This window comes from Lysinibacillus sp. BPa_S21, from assembly GCF_023337795.1.
GTDB lineage: Bacteria > Bacillota > Bacilli > Bacillales_A > Planococcaceae > Lysinibacillus.
On sequence record NZ_JALIRS010000006.1, the window covers coordinates 22,584 to 40,400 of the forward strand.

Annotated in this window: 20 protein-coding genes; 17 read left to right on the forward strand and 3 right to left on the reverse strand. The window is 34.4% G+C overall.

Annotation, left to right across the window (positions count from 1 at the left end; all coding sequences use genetic code 11):
* The first annotated feature begins 231 nt into the window (after positions 1–231).
* From MOK21_RS13235 to MOK21_RS13260, 6 genes are all read left to right on the forward strand, one after another.
* Positions 232–912, forward strand: a complete 681-nt coding sequence (locus tag MOK21_RS13235; protein ID WP_249074468.1) for an ABC transporter ATP-binding protein — start codon at positions 232–234, stop codon at positions 910–912.
* The gene (locus MOK21_RS13240) at positions 909–3,347 is read left to right on the forward strand and encodes a hypothetical protein (protein ID WP_249074469.1); all 2,439 of its coding nucleotides are present in this window, start codon (positions 909–911) and stop codon (positions 3,345–3,347) included. The genes MOK21_RS13235 and MOK21_RS13240 overlap by 4 nt, the downstream gene beginning before the upstream one ends.
* Positions 3,348–3,540: 193 nt before the next feature.
* Complete coding sequence (locus MOK21_RS13245) at positions 3,541–4,197, forward strand: copper amine oxidase N-terminal domain-containing protein (RefSeq protein WP_249074470.1); 657 nt, start codon at positions 3,541–3,543, stop codon at positions 4,195–4,197.
* 11 nt (positions 4,198–4,208) lie between these two features.
* On the forward strand, positions 4,209–4,451 hold the full coding sequence (locus MOK21_RS13250) for a hypothetical protein (protein WP_249074471.1): 243 nt from the start codon (positions 4,209–4,211) through the stop codon (positions 4,449–4,451).
* 13 nt (positions 4,452–4,464) lie between these two features.
* Positions 4,465–5,364, forward strand: a complete 900-nt coding sequence (locus MOK21_RS13255) for an FAD:protein FMN transferase (protein ID WP_249074472.1) — start codon at positions 4,465–4,467, stop codon at positions 5,362–5,364.
* Positions 5,365–5,919 carry a ferric reductase-like transmembrane domain-containing protein gene (locus MOK21_RS13260; protein WP_249074473.1) on the forward strand — a complete coding sequence of 185 codons (555 nt, stop codon included), beginning with the start codon at positions 5,365–5,367 and terminating at the stop codon, positions 5,917–5,919.
* 37 nt (positions 5,920–5,956) lie between these two features.
* On the opposite strand, the gene MOK21_RS13265 is transcribed toward MOK21_RS13260, so the two are convergent.
* Together MOK21_RS13265 and MOK21_RS13270 are read right to left on the reverse strand one after the other, a co-directional pair.
* Entirely contained in the window at positions 5,957–7,192 is a 1,236-nt protein-coding gene (locus tag MOK21_RS13265; RefSeq protein ID WP_249074474.1) for a sensor histidine kinase, read from the reverse strand.
* Positions 7,192–7,863: a response regulator transcription factor gene (locus tag MOK21_RS13270; protein WP_249074475.1), complete on the reverse strand. Its 672-nt coding sequence runs from the start codon at positions 7,861–7,863 to the stop codon at positions 7,192–7,194. Before MOK21_RS13270 ends, MOK21_RS13265 begins: the two co-directional genes overlap by 1 nt.
* Positions 7,864–8,011: 148 nt before the next feature.
* Between MOK21_RS13270 and MOK21_RS13275 the strand changes: the two genes are divergently transcribed.
* A complete protein-coding gene (locus MOK21_RS13275) occupies positions 8,012–8,902 on the forward strand; it encodes a DMT family transporter (RefSeq protein WP_249074476.1) in 891 nt (296 codons plus the stop codon).
* Positions 8,903–8,938: 36 nt separating this feature from the next.
* On the opposite strand, the gene MOK21_RS13280 is transcribed toward MOK21_RS13275, so the two are convergent.
* Positions 8,939–9,625 (reverse strand): ArsR/SmtB family transcription factor, encoded by a 687-nt coding sequence (locus tag MOK21_RS13280; protein ID WP_249074477.1) that lies wholly within the window; start codon positions 9,623–9,625, stop codon positions 8,939–8,941.
* A 91-nt stretch (positions 9,626–9,716) separates the two neighbouring features.
* Between MOK21_RS13280 and MOK21_RS13285 the strand changes: the two genes are divergently transcribed.
* The 10 genes from MOK21_RS13285 to MOK21_RS13325 all read left to right on the forward strand — a co-directional run bounded on the left by MOK21_RS13285 (position 9,717) and on the right by MOK21_RS13325 (position 17,771).
* Complete coding sequence (locus tag MOK21_RS13285; protein ID WP_249074478.1) at positions 9,717–10,025, forward strand: antibiotic biosynthesis monooxygenase family protein; 309 nt, start codon at positions 9,717–9,719, stop codon at positions 10,023–10,025.
* Between the two features lie 35 nt (positions 10,026–10,060).
* Positions 10,061–10,897 carry a CbrC family protein gene (locus MOK21_RS13290; RefSeq protein WP_249074479.1) on the forward strand — a complete coding sequence of 279 codons (837 nt, stop codon included), beginning with the start codon at positions 10,061–10,063 and terminating at the stop codon, positions 10,895–10,897.
* Between the two features lie 33 nt (positions 10,898–10,930).
* A complete protein-coding gene (locus MOK21_RS13295; RefSeq protein ID WP_249074480.1) occupies positions 10,931–12,037 on the forward strand; it encodes a PA2928 family protein in 1,107 nt (368 codons plus the stop codon).
* Positions 12,038–12,167: 130 nt separating this feature from the next.
* A complete protein-coding gene (locus MOK21_RS23775; protein ID WP_283164701.1) occupies positions 12,168–12,290 on the forward strand; it encodes a hypothetical protein in 123 nt (40 codons plus the stop codon).
* A gap of 170 nt (positions 12,291–12,460) precedes the next feature.
* Positions 12,461–12,748 carry a PadR family transcriptional regulator gene (locus MOK21_RS13300; protein WP_374110176.1) on the forward strand — a complete coding sequence of 96 codons (288 nt, stop codon included), beginning with the start codon at positions 12,461–12,463 and terminating at the stop codon, positions 12,746–12,748.
* A complete protein-coding gene (locus tag MOK21_RS13305; protein WP_249074482.1) occupies positions 12,745–13,473 on the forward strand; it encodes a DUF2812 domain-containing protein in 729 nt (242 codons plus the stop codon). Before MOK21_RS13300 ends, MOK21_RS13305 begins: the two co-directional genes overlap by 4 nt.
* 850 nt (positions 13,474–14,323) lie before the next feature.
* Complete coding sequence (locus MOK21_RS13310) at positions 14,324–15,229, forward strand: hypothetical protein (RefSeq protein ID WP_249074483.1); 906 nt, start codon at positions 14,324–14,326, stop codon at positions 15,227–15,229.
* 158 nt (positions 15,230–15,387) lie between these two features.
* Entirely contained in the window at positions 15,388–15,768 is a 381-nt protein-coding gene (locus MOK21_RS13315; RefSeq protein WP_249074719.1) for a DUF2716 domain-containing protein, read from the forward strand.
* A 255-nt stretch (positions 15,769–16,023) separates the two neighbouring features.
* Positions 16,024–16,188, forward strand: coding sequence for a DUF3951 domain-containing protein (locus MOK21_RS13320; RefSeq protein WP_249074484.1), 165 nt, complete (start codon positions 16,024–16,026; stop codon positions 16,186–16,188).
* Positions 16,189–16,571: 383 nt separating this feature from the next.
* Complete coding sequence (locus MOK21_RS13325) at positions 16,572–17,771, forward strand: MFS transporter (protein WP_249074485.1); 1,200 nt, start codon at positions 16,572–16,574, stop codon at positions 17,769–17,771.
* The last annotated feature ends 46 nt before the right edge of the window (positions 17,772–17,817 follow it).

Below are 17,817 nucleotides of genomic sequence, written 5' to 3' on the forward strand. Positions count from 1 at the left end.
TTTCAAATTATTGTAATATTTTTATTGCCTTACTGGAAATCTATTTTTAAAACAGAGAAGATAAGTTTAACTAGTTGGATACATTATAAATTTAAATGGAATAATATTGATTATATTTGATAAAAATGTATAATTTACATATTATTATAATTCATTTGGTTCATGTACTAGTAAATCAAAAGTGAATGGTGAAAGGCTTGCATTTTAATAATCCAAATTAGGAGGAAAAATATGATAGAGATTAAAAATTTAAAGAAAACTTATACTTATCTTTCTGAAGAATTCGGAATATTTAATGATATTTCATTAGTAATTGATCATGGACAGTGGTGTTCAATTATAGGGCCATCTGGTAGTGGAAAAACCACTTTTTTAAATTGCGTAGCTGGTTTAACACACCCCGATGAAGGTGATGTTCTTTATGAAGCAATCAATATACATAAAATAAAAGAAAAAACAAGAAATAATTATCGAAGACTTAATATGGGGTTTATATTCCAAGACTTCAAACTTCTACCTCATTATTCTGTGTTAGATAATGTAGTGCTTCCATTGTATTATGATGAACCAAAAAGAAACTTATATAGTAGGGCAAGAAATCTTTTGCAAAAAGTAGGTATTTCGGAAAATTTATTTAACAGACTACCGGAAAGTTTATCAGGTGGAGAAAAGCAAAGAGTCGCAATCGCACGTGCCTTAATTGCAAATCCAAAAGTCTTAATTTGCGATGAACCTACAGGCAGCTTAGATTTAGTTAATCGAAATAAAATAATAAATATATTGTTAGAATTAAAGCAAATGGGTTTGACAATTTTATTAGTTACTCATGATGAGGAAGTAGCAAACCAAGGTGATGTGACATATAGATTAAACCTTGGGAAACTAGAAGAAGTCAGAGGAAATAAATTATGATACATTTTGCTTGGAATCGTATAAAAAATAGGAAGTTTGTTTCAATTACAATTATTTTAGTATTTCTTAGCGTATTTCTTTTAATACCTATAGGTCTTGAAAACACCAAGGAAACAAAGTTAGTTGTTCAAAATTCGATTTCTGAACATGGAAGAGGATCCTATGATTTATTAGTACGACCTCCTAACGCTAGGACAAATATTGAAAAAAAGATTGGAATTGTTGAAGAGAATTATATAGGTGATAGTCAAGGTGGAATATCTATGGAGGAATGGAAAAATCTAAAATCTAACCCTGCCATTGAAGTTGCAGCTCCTGTTGCATCGATTGGCTATTTCACTGGTAAACAATTATCTGTTGAATTGCCACAGTTAGATCAATCTACAAGATTCACATGGGAGTTCTATACAACCGATGGCTATCATCATTACTCTCTAAGTCCTCCTCGTAGCCTTATCTATTTTAAAGAATCTAAACCTGGAAATGTTCAATACTTAAAAGATTTGTCTTTAGGAGAAACAGCTTCAGGAGCTACAATGGAAATTATGCTTCCATCCACTTACCATTTACTAGCTGCAATTGATGTTGAAAGTGAACAAAAATTAACAAAAGTTGATTTTTCTGAACTGGAAAATGAAATAAACCCTTTAGAGTTACAAGCAATTCATAGTACTTTTGGTGACATCCCTATTATAAAAGTTATACAAAGAAAGGATATACAAGTCCCCCTAACTTTGAAACTAAAAACAGAGACACTTGATATTGATCTAAAAGATTATAGTAAGAAATTAGGTCTATCAGAACAGGATTGGTTAATGAATTCTGACGAATCAACCCGAAAAAAAATAATAGCGGAGTTAAATCAAAAAGAAGCAAGTTCACCTATTGATCGTGAAATTGATTTATCTTCTTTTCAAAGACCATTTGATGGTACACCAGTGAAAATAAATGAACAATTTAAACCTGAAATTACAGGTAATTTTGTTGCAAATAGAGGAGAAACACCTGTTTTTTTTACTGCTCATAAATTAGAATATGGTCTTTCGGATGAAGTTTTCAAAATAAATATAGTTGAAGAAGGAAGTCCTCCATCCTATAAAGAAATAGATAAAAAAGGGAGTAGTTTATATGAGTCACGAGAGGTACCTTATCTTCTTGAGCAAGTAGGAACTTTTTCAGCTTCGGGAACTGAAACTAAAGAGCTTTCCTCTAGTCCTTTAGGTATATATTCTACAGCTAACATAAAAACTGCACAGGGGCATTTATTACAACCTACTACTATACCGGGAAGCTTTATTGCACAACCTGCTGGTGCATTAATATCGATGGAAACTGCTGAAATTATTAAAGGACCAAAGCCTATTGATGCAATAAGAATAAGAGTAGCAGGTATCAATGAATATAATGGTGAAGCTCAAGAAAAAATTGAAAATGTAGCAATTGATTTACTTAAATCAGGTTATGAAGTGGATATTGTAGCAGGATCTTCTTTTGTTAATCAAACATTAGATGTGGAAGGTATTGGAAAAGTTATAGCGCCTTGGACTACATTAGGTGTAGCACAAGAGCTTGAAGAAAACTGGAATAAATTAACCTTTATTACAACGATATTATTTGTTGTTTTTACGATTGTATGGTTCATAGCAAGGCTTTTATTTGAGAAGATTATACTAAAAAATGAGGATGAATTACTTAGTATAGTGGGCTGGCAACGGAAACATATCATTCAAAGAAATTATTTTGAACAGTATATGTTACTATTTGTAGCATATATAATAAGTCTCCCATTGATCCGATTATTTTCATTAGAAACAAGTGCGTATTTTATTACAACGATTATTTTTCTTATTGGTTTATTAATACTAAGCCTTGTTTTTTCTATTAATAAGCAGGTAAAGAAAAGGCATATTGCTAATAAAAAAGCATACTCATTTCTTTATTATCGGAATATTCTTATACCAACTATGGTCGTTTTGTATGTCTCTACCATTTTATTAATCATTCAAACAACAAGTATTGGAAATGTATTAGTAAATGCTCAAAAATCTTCCTTAGGAGAGTTTACTGTAGATGCAACTTTATGGTTTCAACTATCTATTTTAATTTCTACTTTTATTTTATCCATTTTAGGGCTAAGTGAATGTTTACATGTTTTATTTCAGTCTAGAAGTACAGAGCTGAAAATGTATCATATTATTGGTTGGACAAGGACAAAAACTCTTTTCCATTTATGCAAGGAAGTATTTTTATGGACAGGTATAACAATTATGGCTGGCGTGATAACGGGTCTCGTGCTTCTTCTTGCTATGAACTTTTCAACTGTTTGGATTATTGTAGGCATAGTATCATCGTTAATAACATTAAGCTGTGTTGTTGGGTGTATAACCTTTGCAAAAATTGTATTTTCTTCTTCAGCAATAGTTAAAGATAAATAAGCACCTATTTAGGTCCTTCTACTGGATAACAACTCTTGTCCCATAGACAAACACCTTCACGTTGATTTAATAAGGTACATTACCTGTTTTTCAACGTGAGGTGTTTTTTTATTTGTCTAAAATTCTTTTGAAAAATTCAGTCTCGTATCATTTTTTAAACCTACAATGAAGTCAAAGGAAAGGAGTGTTGTAGATGAAGGTAAAAAAAATAAGTCTTGTTGTAGTTCTATTATTGGCAATTTTCATCACAAATGACGTAGTCGTACAGGCAGACGATCACAAACATGAAGATAAAAAACATGAAAAGTATAAAGAATATAAGGACTACTATAAAGACCACGACGATGATGATGACGACGAGGAATATTACGATGACGATGAAAAAGAGGGTGAAACTTACTATTTTCAAGATGCAGTAACTACAAAAGGGACTTGGAATATTTGGACACGAACAGTTGCAGTAGATAAAGAAGTGTTACCTTTCACAGGCTCTCAAAAGGTCACGTTAAAGGTAGAAGATACAAATAAGGAACTGAGCTTTTTTGTGATACCAAAAGACGGTGAATTTTTTGTACCGGGAAAAGCAGTAGCGGAGGTTTTAGGAGCAAAAGCAACCTTTTATAAAGAAAGTAAAATTTTGGATATACAAAAACGGGGGAATGAATTAATTTACCGTGCTGGAACGAATGTTGTTTATGATAACAGTGTAAAAACACCATCACCTGCACAAGCATTTTATGTAAATGAAGAATTATATTTGCCTATTAGTACTATAACGAATGGCTTAGGTTATATAGCAGAGTGGCAAGAAAGCAACCAAACGTTTGTCTGCCAGCCAATTACGAATTAGGGGGAAGCACTATGAAAGATCCGAAAAAGGCAAAATGGGTATTAGGAGCGTCTGGGATACTTTTATCTGCAGCGATACTAACCCAAATTAATAGCCCAACAGAAGCCGAAATGACACGCACCAATGCTATCCAGGATGTAAATCAGGAAAAGATGACGAAAAAAGAAAAAGAACTAGTACAGCTAGATTGGACAAATTTTGAAGTGACAAGTCAACCTGCTGTCAAAAGTGACCGCAAAACGAAAAGAACGTAATGGAGTGGGTTGTGTGGATACTCTAACTTTACAAATAATGAATACTGAATTTTATCTAGCTATGCCAAAAGGTGTACGTTTTGCATGGAAAGATGAGGCCGAAAAATGGCTTCAATACGTAGCAAAAGAATGGTCAAGATTTCAATCAGATAATGAATTAGCCCAACTTAATAGTTTAGAAGTTGGCGAAACGCTCCGCATTAGTTCGCTCCTATATGATTGTTTAGTGCAAGCGGATCGGTATTATCAACGTTCTAATGGTCTATTTTCTCCATATCTTAAACGTCAATTGGAACTGCATGGCTACAATCAATCTTTCCCGTTTGATAAAGTTAACAGCGTTGACTTGCAAAATAAACCTATGATTGTAGATCAACCGTTTCAATTTCTAGGTGATGAAAAAGTGATGAAGATAGCTCCACAGGAAATTGATTTAGGTGGATTTGCGAAAGGGTATGCCATTGAAAAATTGGCGAATTGGCTTGAGCAAAAGGTATCACCTGATTTCGGATGTATAGACGGGGGAGGGGATATGAAAATGTGGTCTTCCGGGGAAAAGACCTGGACAATTGGTGTTGCAGATGCCTGGGATGTCGACAAGGAAATTAGCTCGATTAAACTAAAAACAGGTGCCATCGCTACTTCGAATCGAGTTTATCGTAGCTGGTTGCAAGGAATTACGAAGAAACATCATTTATTAAATGGACAAACAGGTCAAATCGCCAATACAGAAGTAGTACAAGCTTCAGTCGTTACGTCATCTCTATGTGATGCAGAGGTCGGTGCAAAACTTTGCTTTCTTATGGATGAGGGTGAATTACAGCGATGGTTCGAAAAGAATTGTCAACAAAGTGCTCGCTTCATTGTTAAAGAAGGGCAAGCAGCAAATTGGAAGATGACGGGGGTGAAATAAATGATCATCAGTACTTGGGAATGGATTCGATTATTAGGGTTGTTAGCGTATTTTTACTTTACAATTTCCATTATATTTGGTTTGTTGAGAAAATCATCATTTGTCAAAGCACATAAAAATTTAATTTATCATATACATCAAAATGCGGGCTGGCTAGGGTTAATTACCGTAATCGCACATATGTTAGTGCTTTTAATCGATCGGTTTGAGCCTTTTAGCATAGCGGAGATTTTAATTCCTTTCTCAGCTAAATATCAGTCTCTACCATCGGCTCTTGGAACAATCGCATTTTATTTGTTTTTAATGGTCATCATGACATCGGATTTATGGATTCGAACAATGAATCGCAACTTATGGAAAAAACTTCACTTTCTTGTGTTACCAGCGTGGGCATTTTCACTTGCTCATGGAGTGTTAATTGGAACGGATACAGAAAATACGTTGTTTATATTGTTTTATGTAGTTTCCGGAGGGATTACTATGTTAGTACTGGTAGCAAGAACAATAAGCCAGTTCATGAAAAAAGGAAATGTTTCAACGTCACCTAATCATTAAAAGGAATCGGGGCTGTTATACAAGCCCTGATTCCTTATTAAATAGGGAATTCAATATGAAATGTAGTGCCTTTGTCCACAAAACTTGTCGCATAAATTTTCCCATCGTGCTGCTCCACTATAGCTTTTGCGATGGCAAGACCTAAACCAGAGCCATTTCGTTGACGAGCAGCATCACTACGGTAAAATCGCTCAAACACTAAAGGCAATTCCTGTTCAGTCATACCAATTCCACTATCAGCAACCGTCATTTTTACAGTGTCTTTATTTTGTAAAAGGGTAAGTGTTATGGCTCCACTATTTGTATATCTAATCGCATTGTCTAATAGAATATAAAGCAGTTCTTGTATTTTTGAAGCATCACCGAGTAACTCGATGTTTTCTTGGATTTCTGTAGAAAACTGTATTTCAGGAGGCATAATCCTTTGGAATTTCGTGCTCACTTTTTTAAGTAAAGTTGATAACGGTATGGTATCTTTTTGAATGGAAACTTGCTGCTGATCATGTCTTGCTAAGAACAGCAGTTTTTCTATAAGCTCTTTCATTATTTCAGCCTCATCTTTTAAATCCGTAATTAATTCTTTTCCAAAAGGGCTTAATTGCTTGCCTTCCTCTACTTCTAAAATTTCAAGTGAACTATAAAAAATACTAAGTGGCGTTCGTAATTCATGAGATGCATCGGATACGAATTTTTTTTGTTTATCAAATGACCATTGAATAGGTATCATGGCTTTCCCAGCCATATAATAGGACAGCAGACCGATTAAGACCGTAGAAATACAAGTTAATAATACTAATAAATACTTTGTCATTTGGAAAAAATGATGCTGTGATGTCACAGATTTACCAACGATTATATAACCGGCTACCGTACCGTCGTTGAAAATTGGCTTTTTTAGAAGTAGAAAATGCTCTTCTTGCCATTCATAATGCTGTACGAGGTCTTCATCTGGATTTCTATTGCCAAACGCTTTTTCAATCTGATTTTTCAGTCCCTTGAAAGATTCGTCTCCATGGACAAACTTATGATCCTTTGTGTAAATATAGTAAAAAAAACTGCGATTTGGATCATAGCTTAACGTTTTAGTGTTGGCATGAACATGTTCAAAGAAATCGTGCTCTTGCCGAACATAAAAGTCTTGTAATTCGTTTATTTGTTGATTTTCCATTAATTTTACGAGGGAAAAGTATAGCACAATAACGAATAGTGAAAATAACAACAAGTAAAGTGTTGCATACAAAAAGGATAATTTTTTTTTCGTTTTCTGAAACATTAATCTTCCCTCAGTTTATAGCCAATCCCTCTAACATTTTGAATACGTGATTTGGATTGACCATCATCAATTTTTTTTCGTACAAGCTTGACTAAAGCATCTAAGGAATTATTCGAAACATCGTAATCGTATCCCCAAATATAAATACAAATTTGTTCTCTCGTTAGTACACGACCTTTATTAATAAATAAATACTCTAAAAGTAAAAATTCGTTTTTAGTTAAATCAATACTTTCATTATTATACAAAAACACACGGGAATCTACATTCAGCTGTAATTGATCGATCTGAATGACCTGCTCTATCACTTTATCTTTTCTCCGTAATAATGCACGAATTCTTGCTAACAATTCCTCTATTTTAAATGGCTTTACTATGTAATCATCTGCGCCACTATCAAGTCCTTTAATGATGTCCTCTGTGTCGTCCTTCGCTGTTAGCATTAAAATACTACCATTGAACCCAGTGTTTCGTAATTGCTGGCACACTTGAATTCCGCTAAGGTGCGGCATCATCCAATCCAAAATAACAAGATCAAATTGCTCTATAAGCGTATAGTCTAGCGCTTCCTGTCCATTCGCTGCTTCTGTCACATTGTGAAATTCTTTCTTTAAAATATGAACGATATTTCTTCTTAATCTTGCATCATCTTCTGCTAGTAATATTTTCAAGGCAACTTCCTCCTAGTACCTATATTCAACTAAGTATACACATTAAAAATGAAATGAAACTGAAAAAATTATATGTATTCCATACTTCGATAAGAGTTGAAGTTTTTCCTATCTATAATGTTCTTTAATTGAAATAGGAGGGGAAATAATGAATATTTATAAATTTACAGCATTGTTAGTTTTAACGACCTTTTTAATGGGATCTTCATTTGCCATTGTTAAATTGGGATTACCTTACTCATCGCCACTATTATTGGCTGCACTTCGCTTTCTACTGGCAGGGATTTTGATGGCTGTCGTGGTGTCAGCGTTGAAAAGACCCCATCCAACTTCAAAAGAAGGTTGGATGAAAATTTTAACAATTGGAGCATTTCAAACTGCGGGTGTAATGGGCTGTATTTTTTTAAGCTTACGGACCATTACGGCGAGTGAATCTTCTATTCTAACATTTACGAATCCATTGCTTGTAGTCATATTTGCTACAATATTTACGAAAGCGCGTTACCGATTGTATCAATGGTGTGGTGTTTTCTTGGGGTTAATTGGGGTTACGATTACAATGGGTATGCAGATTGAAGGGGAAATCGGCATTCTTTTTGGTATTCTTTCAGCTGTTTTTTGGGCAATTGCAACATTACTGGCTAAAAAATGGGGAGTTTTATTTGATACATGGGTGCTATCAGCCTATCAAATGCTTTTTGGTGGTTTATTACTTTTATTGGCAAGTTTCGTGTTAGAACAACCATTTTTTACTATGAATGTTCATTCGGTATTCATTTTGTTATGGCTTAGCATTTTCTCGTCAATTGTTCAATTTGCAGGCTGGTATTATCTTTTACAAAATAGTGATCCTGGAAAAACGAGTGCCTTTTTGTTTTTAGCCCCTTTTTTCGGCGTGATAACAGGCTGGATACTATTAAATGATCCGTTAAAACCATCGCTAGTCATAGGAGGGCTGTTTATTATTGTTGGTATTTATTTGGTGAATCGCAACTTTACGGCTCACACAAGGAAAATATCCGCGGAGAATCGAGTATAGACTGTCCGCGGAAAGAAGGCAGAGCCCTATGTTAGTTTAGATATCTAGCTGAAAAACTTCTTTAAAGCCAGCCTTTCCTTTTTCAGTCACTTTAATGGCACGAATTGACGGGACACGAGTCACCCATCCCAAATGTAATAAATGCGCAAGGATCCCTTGACCGAGAGCACCGGCTAGATGATAACGTCGTTCACTCCAATCTAAACAGGCAGGGGAAAATGATCGACGCTTTCTTTTTAAATCAACTAAATCAAGACCGAAATCTGTGAAAAATTGTGCACCTTCAGATGTTATGAGAAACTGCTTCTCTTCTAGTTTTAGATAACCCGCGTTTACCAATGAATCTGTTAATTGAACACCTAGTTTACCTGCTAAATGGTCATAGCAAGTTCTTGCACCCTGTAATAATTTCATTTGACTAGATTGTTTTAAAGAACGTACTTCAGGGGGAGGAGAAATTGCTAAGAAGGATTCGAGGAAATGAGCAATTTCTTCGTCTGCTAATTGAAAATATCGATGACGACCTTGTTTCTCTACTTTAACAAGTTTACCATCTACTAACTTTGCAAGATGAAAGCTAGCAGTCTGAGGCTTAATGGCTGCCATATAAGCTAATTCACTGGCAGTATGAAAACGACCATCCATCATACTAGCGAGCATCGTAGCTCTTGAAGTTTCTCCAAGAAGCGCAGCGATTTCAGCCATGTTTGGATTAATACCCATTTGTCACAATCCTTTCTGCATTTCACATTTCGATATTCGTAATAGTATTTATCGTTTACAATAATACATATTGAGGAGGGAGTAAATAGCTATGAAAACATATTATGCCGTAATTTTTACATCACAAAGAACAGACGAAGATGGAGAAGGCTATGCCAAGATGGCAGAAGTGATGGACGAATTAGCACAAAAACAGCCCGGTTTTCTCCGTGTAGAAAGTGCCAGAAATACTGAAGGAAAGGGAATTACTGTATCCTATTGGGAATCACTAGAGGCTATTCAGGCATGGAAAGAAAATTCAAAACATCTAGTTGCACAGAAATTTGGAAAAGAAAAATGGTATAAGCAATATAATGTAGAAATTTGTACAGTCTTAAAAGATTATTCTTTTAAAATGTAATTAAATCGATTATTTCAATTAGAAGGTGTTAAAATATGACTACGTTTATCTTAGAAGAATGGCATGAACAAAGAAGAAATTTCAATCCTTCTGATCCAGTTAGTATTAATAAAATGCATGAGTTCAAGGAAAAAATGAAACTTCAAGAGCATACTGAAGGAAATTTAAGGATACTTGTAGACGTCTACTGTATGCTTAGAATGTATTCAGAGGCATATAAAATTTTCACTTCAGTTATGGATTTAGAAAACAAGAAAGATCAGAAAAAATTTGGATCAATAAATTATTACGTAGATAATCCGAATTGTGTGAAGCCTTTGTATCCTTGTGAAATTAAAGAGGATATAACAATTAAAACGGTAATACCTAAATTTAAATATTTGCCAGCTCCATTAACATCTAAAATCTTTGAAGCGGGAGAAGTTGTAACTTGTGATTGCTGTGAACAGGAAGTAGATGTTTATTATACTGGAGGTATTTACGCAATTGAAGAGGCTGAATATCTCTGTCCTACATGTATACATAGTGGTGCAGCTGCTAAAAAATACGACGGTTCTTTCCAGCAGGACTTACTTAATGATGAGAATGTTGTCAATTTAGATTTTACTGAGGAAGTAATGTGTAGAACGCCTGGTTATGTAAGTTGGCAAGGAAATGATTGGATGGCTCATTGCTCAGATTATTGTGCATTTATTGGCTATGTTGGCTGGAGTGAGTTAGTGGCGCTAGGCATTACTGAACAATTTGAAAATTATACTGGTTTTTCTACTGAGGAGTTGTCAAAATCACTAATAAATGATGGACATCATCAAGGATATTTATTTCAATGCTTAGAATGTGGTCGCTATGTTCTTTATTCTGATTTTAGTTAAACGTGATAGACAGTAATCTAAGGAGGAGGAGAATTGATCAATTTTTTTCAACGATATATTGATTCGTGGCGCTTTAATGGTTGGTTTGTTCACGATATCTTTCTAGGTATTATCATTGCCGTTGGACTTTTATTGTTATTGTACGTTTTGTTTAAACGCCCACGTAAAGGTGTTATTATCATAATTTTCATCATTTATGCTTTTTTAGGCAATCTTTTGATGATTGCTTTTGGTTTAGCTGGTCGAAGCTTCCCAATCAATTCTGTATCGCCTATTTATACAGATGATGTACAGAAAGTTGCGGTCCAAATGGTTGAAGGATCTGAAAATAACGGTACAACTAATGGGATTACGCAAATTATTTCACATCATCAAATTGTAGCAATTAATTTGCAAACAGGTGAAAAACAGTGGGCGAAATCTTCGTCAAGTAAAGAGACATTGATTGGCTATTTTATGGGGGGACTTCTTGTTCATCATCGTGACGGTGAAAACGGGAAATTTTCTTTATTAGATATACATACTGGAAACGAAAAGCTCTCTGAAAAGGAATTTACGAAAAAACACAAACAGTTAATAGATGTTTTAGAAAATGGCTCCCACAATATAGTTTTGTTGCAAAATAATCTTTATTTAGAGGGAGTCGATGGGAAATTTTATCGCTTTGATGGCAAGAAATTAAGCGAAGATAATAAAGCCGAAAAATATATTTCTACAAAATTTTTCGTAGAATCTGATATTCCAGGTTATTTTGCTTCGCATAATCAACCGTTGGAGGATTATGATGCGGTTCGAGAATTTAGTAACAATGTATTAGCTGAACCGGCCATTCAAACATATAAGAATCTAGAACCTGCTATAGTAGATGTTGATCTACAACAACAAACAGCCATTGTATCTTATCGACAAACGAAGCGGGAAAGTGCAGACAGTATCGTATTATCGTATGATATGAAAAACCATCGCATGATGTGGGAAGAAAATATAGGTGTTGTGAATACGGAGCAAAAAAATCCGGGTGTTCGTACATTAGAGAACTATTATGCGATTCAAGCAGGAGATGAGTTTCTGTTGTTAGATAAGGATACTAAAAAAGAAATGTTTAGATATCTGCTACGTTGGAATCGCCCAGCTCGGTGAAAATTAAAGAGCGTACAATTATTTATCCCTCCAAGTAACACTTGTGAGGGATTTTTGATAGAGTTGCCCTATATAAAATGGTTTATTATTTAATGATATATCACTTTGCGATATATCGGAGGTGTTGACAATGAAATCTTTAGAGCAGTTAATAGATTCTGTTTTTTATATTATGGCTGCAAGTCATTTTTGTATTGATTATCGTAAATTACAGAAGGCTGAAGAAGAGGAGTATTTTGAGCTTGTGAACTAAGCGCTATTGGGCTAATTTTTAGATATTAATGTATCAGATTATGATATAACTATAGACGTATGTATCAGATTATGATATATTGCTTTTAGATATATGTATCATTTTGTGATATATCTAAAAAAGATATAGAAGGTGATGGGTTGGTGAAAACGGAGCAATTAACAGATTCAATGTTTTATATTATGGCTGCTTTAACTAAACCAAGACATGGTTACGCTATTATGAACTTAATTGAAGAAACAACAAAAGGCACCATTACGATAGGTCCCGCTTCTATGTACACGATTATCAAAAAGTTACTAAAACAAGAGTGGATTTATTTGTATGATGGATCGGATTCAAGACGTAAAACATATCTGCTAACTGAGAAGGGCAGAGAAGTATTAAAGGAAGATATGATGCTAAGAAAACAGATGATTCAATTAGCGGAAACCGGACTGAAGGAGGCCGAAGAATGAGACAAACAAAGTATATTACTTCTGGTGGGTTAGCCTTTTCTGAAGATAAGGACATGGAAAAATTACGGCGGTTTTCTTTGAAGGGATGGCATGTCAGTGATTTCAGATTTATGGGGTATACGCTTGAAAAAGGAGAAAGTTCGGATTATATCTACAGTGTTGATTACCGTTCATTAAAAGAGGGGGAAAAAGAGGAATACTTTGATCTTTTTTCATCTTTTGGTTGGTCGCATGTTGCTTCAGAAGGAGATATTCATTTATTCCGAGCGCACCCTGGTACAAAACCTATTTATACGGACCACGAAACGAAGACTGAAAAGTATAAAAATTCAAGTCATTCCATGATGAAATTGGCAGTTCCGCTTGTATTAATAACTGCATTCGCATGGGTTGGTGCAATAATAAGTGCTGGTATCTTAGAATCGTTACTTATTGTAGTGGCTACTATTCTTAGTATCATTGCCCTCCCAACAGCTTGGACGATAATGACAACATACAGTAACAAATGGAAGGTAGAAGGGAGAAAAGGATTAGTCAATTTAGTGAAAACTATACCATTCCTTGTCTTATTAATTTTGGCCATTCTTTTATTAATTGTCGGTGTTACAGATACAGACTCTACAATTAACCTCTTAACATCTATGGTAGCTGGAGCGATAGCCCTCCCAACTGCTATTTGGGTCATCATGTCCCTTTATCATAAAATGAGGGGAAAGAGAGATTAGTATAAGTGGAGAAAATGATTAACTTAAAAATATAATGTTTCACAAAGAATGAATCCCGTTTTGATCAATCTTTTTGTAAAATGGGATCCTTTACTCAAAATTAAAGAAACTTTTTTGCTACATAAAAAGTATGCTTCAACTGCAAAAATTGATTTTATAATAGAATAATCCTGTATTTTTATGAGCATCAAGCAGCCTATAAAGTGTTTATGTGTGTCTCAAATAACGATTTTGGAAGTTTGACACAGCCTTTTAATATTTTTTGATTGTCAAAAGTAGTTATTATTCACACACGATACTTATTTAAAACCAATCCACTATTTGTTCCTTTGGATAATCTGCCTTCGAATTTGATGGAGAAAGCACATTTTATAATTCAGAAATACTTATTATAATCATAATCTTTCTTTAACGAACGAGATGCGTTAGTTGGAGAAAAAACTAAATAAAGGACCACACATATTAGACATATCTAAAATGTGTGGTCCTTTTATTTTCAACTCTTTTGCCCATCTAACCTAAAAATAAAAATTAAAATCCATTTTTATTTTTATGATAATTTCACTACAATCAGCAAAGCTCGAATCATTTTGTATTTACACTCAATCATCTATGCAAATACGTTTTTAGAGGTAGCCTAGTTTTTTTCATTAGCTTCATACATTAATATCATAGAAATCTTACAAGTTTTAATTATAGTGGAACAGGAGAACAGGAACATAGGAGAGCTGAGGCATATTCTAAATCGGAGCCTTTGAAGTTTAAGCTATAAGAGCACAGCGCATAATGAATAGTAGCAACTAACAAATGACAAATAAAAAAGATTATAGTTTTTAAGGAGGGAAGATAAGTGGAGTTGAACTATGATTTCGTAGACTTACCATTAAATGAAATTACAATAGGTACTACAGGTAGAACACTATTCGATTATTGTTCTAGTCGCAGCCATATATTCGCCTTAGCAATGAATGAAGTATTTGGATATGACATCATTGTAATTTGGCGCCCAATCATACAACAAAACCGAGTTTTGCAGATGAAACTATTTCACGTATATTCAGAAACATCTTATTTAGGCATACCATACTTGTTTGATCCATCAGGCAATACCCGCACTTCTGAAGCATTTAAATATGAAGGGGCCATCACAGAGCTTGTCACCCCCCAACAATTTATAGACCTAATAAAAGATATGACTAAACCGTATTTTGAGGTAGATTACAATGAATCTAATTTCGACAACTCAATCGCTCAAGAACTTGAAGAAATAAAACAATTCATACGTGAAAACCCTAGTCGATACGTCCCTATCTTTAGTTATATTGAGAATGCACTTACAGAAAGTGGCTGGGGGCAAGTAGAGAGAAGCTTATATCATCCAGATAAAGAAGAACCATACCATCGAGCTGTTTCCGGGTGTAGATTTACTGCTTCTCGTTCAGTTGGTCAATTCCAACATACAATCGTAATCGATGTATTGAAAGACGGGGGAGTAATATACCACATTGAGACCGATGATAATCACCGTATCTTCCAAACGGGTATTTGCTCAATGGAACAGTTTGTGCTTGTTCTAAAAAAATACGTTAATATTAAATATCCTATTGGGTCACAAGTTATTGTTTTCGCTTTAGATATACTAGGCGAAGTGATTCAAACTACAATCAATAACAACTATAAACCGCTTTATTTAGTTAACTTTCTCGGCGGTAAACATTGGCTAGAAGGCGATGATTTATTAGGTGTATCCCGTTAATAACAGGATACGCCTTATTTATATTATCAATTTCTCGCAGAAAAAAAGAGGGAAGTAGAACCCTCTAATTCTCATCATGCGATCCAATTGCTTTAAGCGGATTTTAGTGGTTTACTGTTCTTAAATCAACAGCGCAGATTTGAGTTCCTAATCCATTTATCACATATGGTGTATCCTCCTATTTTAATTGGTCTGGAGATTCAGTAACTTACGATGAGATTTATAGTGATTTAGAGGAGAAATCATTGCTGGTTTTTCAAGAACTCACACAAAAGAATGAATATATGTATGCAGTAGATTGGCAGCATCCAGGTTATTGGATAAACCCCCGTTTAGAGTTTCCAAAAAACGAGTTTGATGAATGGGTCGTACCTATTTTTCCAAACGGTGATTACTACTTTTTTATTCACAAAAATTTTGAATGGGGACTATTAGGGCACCCTTGGGAACAGACTATCACTATTTTTGGAAAAGAATTGATAAAATGTTTTGAAAAACATCAACCAAGAATGTTTCAAAAGGTATTACGTCAGGGATAATTTTAAACTTTGTTAAATTAAATCGCGAAATCTCAAAACAAAAATACAGAGATCATTTCTACACATTTTGTAGATTGAATCCAATCTTTGAGAAAACAGCCTTTCGGAAATTCTAATTGTTTTAGCGCGTTATATTTACAATCTGGGCATGTCTAATGTTTAATGACAATATAATAGTACAGTTGCCTACATTAATTGGTAATACACTTGAGAAATAGGATAACCATTATTAACTACCCGGAGAGAAAGGATAGGATGAGAATGAATATTGGGAATAGCGTAGCGCTTATTGTAAGTCTGATTTTTTCTAGCATTTTGGTTCGTACCTTATATCGCGTTTTTGTGAAAAAGAAAGTACCTACTGTGAGCTATACACCATATGATGATGCCGTGAATGGGGGAGGGAAGCATGACAATTGAACTTTTAAGTGAGTGGTTACAAACCTAATCAGTACAGGGGCAGGCTCCTTATAACTTATAAATCTACTGTTATTTCAATAAGAAATAATAGTAGATTTTTTATTTTACCGATGATTAGATTTATAAGGGAATTTGATATCATATTTGTTATTATTTAATTCATAAGGATTGTTACTATTTTTTGTTAATGACAATACAACCAATCTTTTTTAATAGATTGGTTCGAAGGGATGATGTTGAGGGAAGGGCAACACTTCCCCCGAAAAAACCTTCTCTGTAGCTCAAACAATTGCTTTAAATTCTGCTCATGACTGATTGAAATAGATACTATATAGGAGCATGCTGAAGATTATAAACCATATTGATTTATTTGGGGGGATATTATGATTCAAGGTTCTTGGAGAGCATTGGTATGGATAGGATTATCAGAATTATGTGCATTAAGCTTGTGGTTTAGTGCATCGGTGATTGCACCCGAATTAATTGAAATTTGGAATATTAGCCCCAATTCAGAAGCGTGGCTTTCAGCTTCTATTCCTATTGGCTTTGTAATTGGGTCATTGTTTAGTTCATATTTTGGGGTTGCAGACCGCTTTAATCCCCGAAAGGTTTTTGCGATTTCAGTATTTTTAGGTGCACTATTAAATGGATTATTAATTTTTGTTCATTACGCTTTTTTAGGTATTCTACTTAGGGTTTTAACTGGAATAACGCTCGCTGGTGTCTATCCAATAGCTGTGAAAATTTTATCACAATGGTTTCCGAAAAAACGTGGGTTTGCAATTGGTATCTTAATAGCAGCACTAACAATAGGATCATCATTACCGCATTTTGTCATTATGTTTTTTTCTTCATTAAACTGGAAAGTCGTGATAATTAGTACTTCAGTTTTGGCTTTATTATCGGTAATAATGGTTACTTCTATTTTAGAAGATGCTCCGATTGAAGCCAATAAATCACCCTTCTCTTTAAAATTAATAAAAAAAGTAGTTATGAATAAACCAGTAATGCTTGCGAACTACGGCTATTTCGGCCATATGTGGGAATTGTATGCGATGTGGACATGGCTTCCTGCTTTTTTAACAGCTAGTTTCTTAGCCTATTCGCCTGATACGCCTCATTGGTTCATAGCGTTATCCTCCTTTATTTCAATCGGAATTGCTGGAGGGATTGGTTGTGTGATAGGGGGACTAATCTCCGATAAAATTGGAAGAGCCAATTTAACGATTATTTCTATGGTTATTAGTGCAATCTGTTCGATAGCTATAGGCTTTACATTCGGGCAGTATATTTGGTTAACTTTAATAATTTCCATGGTTTGGGGGATGTCTGTCATATCTGATTCCGCCCAATTTTCTGCTGCTGTTTCAGAAATAGCCGAAGTTGATTATGTAGGCACAGCCCTTACTTTTCAAATGTGTATTGGATTTCTATTCACTATATTTTCTATAAATCTAGTTCCTGTCATTCAAAGGATCGTTGGCTGGGAGTGGGTCTTTACACTGTTAGCGATTGGACCTATTCTTGGAATTGGATTTATGGTCAAATATAGACGTTATGAAATAACTAACGAGAAAGTATAGTTGTAAAATTTTAAGAATTCTCCTTCATCAATTTATTAAATATGAT

Bases quoted from the DNA above. Each gene is read 5' to 3' on its own strand.
- MOK21_RS13235 (WP_249074468.1), top strand. From the start codon at position 232: ATGATAGAGATTAAAAATTTAAAGAAAACTTATACTTATCTTTCTGAA.
- MOK21_RS13240 (WP_249074469.1), top strand. From the start codon at position 909: ATGATACATTTTGCTTGGAATCGTATAAAAAATAGGAAGTTTGTTTCA.
- MOK21_RS13245 (WP_249074470.1), top strand. From the start codon at position 3,541: ATGAAGGTAAAAAAAATAAGTCTTGTTGTAGTTCTATTATTGGCAATT.
- MOK21_RS13250 (WP_249074471.1), top strand. From the start codon at position 4,209: ATGAAAGATCCGAAAAAGGCAAAATGGGTATTAGGAGCGTCTGGGATA.
- MOK21_RS13260 (WP_249074473.1), top strand. From the start codon at position 5,365: ATGATCATCAGTACTTGGGAATGGATTCGATTATTAGGGTTGTTAGCG.
- MOK21_RS13265 (WP_249074474.1), bottom strand. From the start codon at position 7,192: ATGTTTCAGAAAACGAAAAAAAAATTATCCTTTTTGTATGCAACACTT.
- MOK21_RS13275 (WP_249074476.1), top strand. From the start codon at position 8,012: ATGAATATTTATAAATTTACAGCATTGTTAGTTTTAACGACCTTTTTA.
- MOK21_RS13280 (WP_249074477.1), bottom strand. From the start codon at position 9,625: ATGGGTATTAATCCAAACATGGCTGAAATCGCTGCGCTTCTTGGAGAA.
- MOK21_RS13285 (WP_249074478.1), top strand. From the start codon at position 9,717: ATGAAAACATATTATGCCGTAATTTTTACATCACAAAGAACAGACGAA.
- MOK21_RS13290 (WP_249074479.1), top strand. From the start codon at position 10,061: ATGACTACGTTTATCTTAGAAGAATGGCATGAACAAAGAAGAAATTTC.
- MOK21_RS23775 (WP_283164701.1), top strand. From the start codon at position 12,168: ATGAAATCTTTAGAGCAGTTAATAGATTCTGTTTTTTATATTATGGCT.
- MOK21_RS13300 (WP_374110176.1), top strand. From the start codon at position 12,461: ATGTTTTATATTATGGCTGCTTTAACTAAACCAAGACATGGTTACGCT.
- MOK21_RS13305 (WP_249074482.1), top strand. From the start codon at position 12,745: ATGAGACAAACAAAGTATATTACTTCTGGTGGGTTAGCCTTTTCTGAA.
- MOK21_RS13320 (WP_249074484.1), top strand. From the start codon at position 16,024: ATGAGAATGAATATTGGGAATAGCGTAGCGCTTATTGTAAGTCTGATT.
- MOK21_RS13325 (WP_249074485.1), top strand. From the start codon at position 16,572: ATGATTCAAGGTTCTTGGAGAGCATTGGTATGGATAGGATTATCAGAA.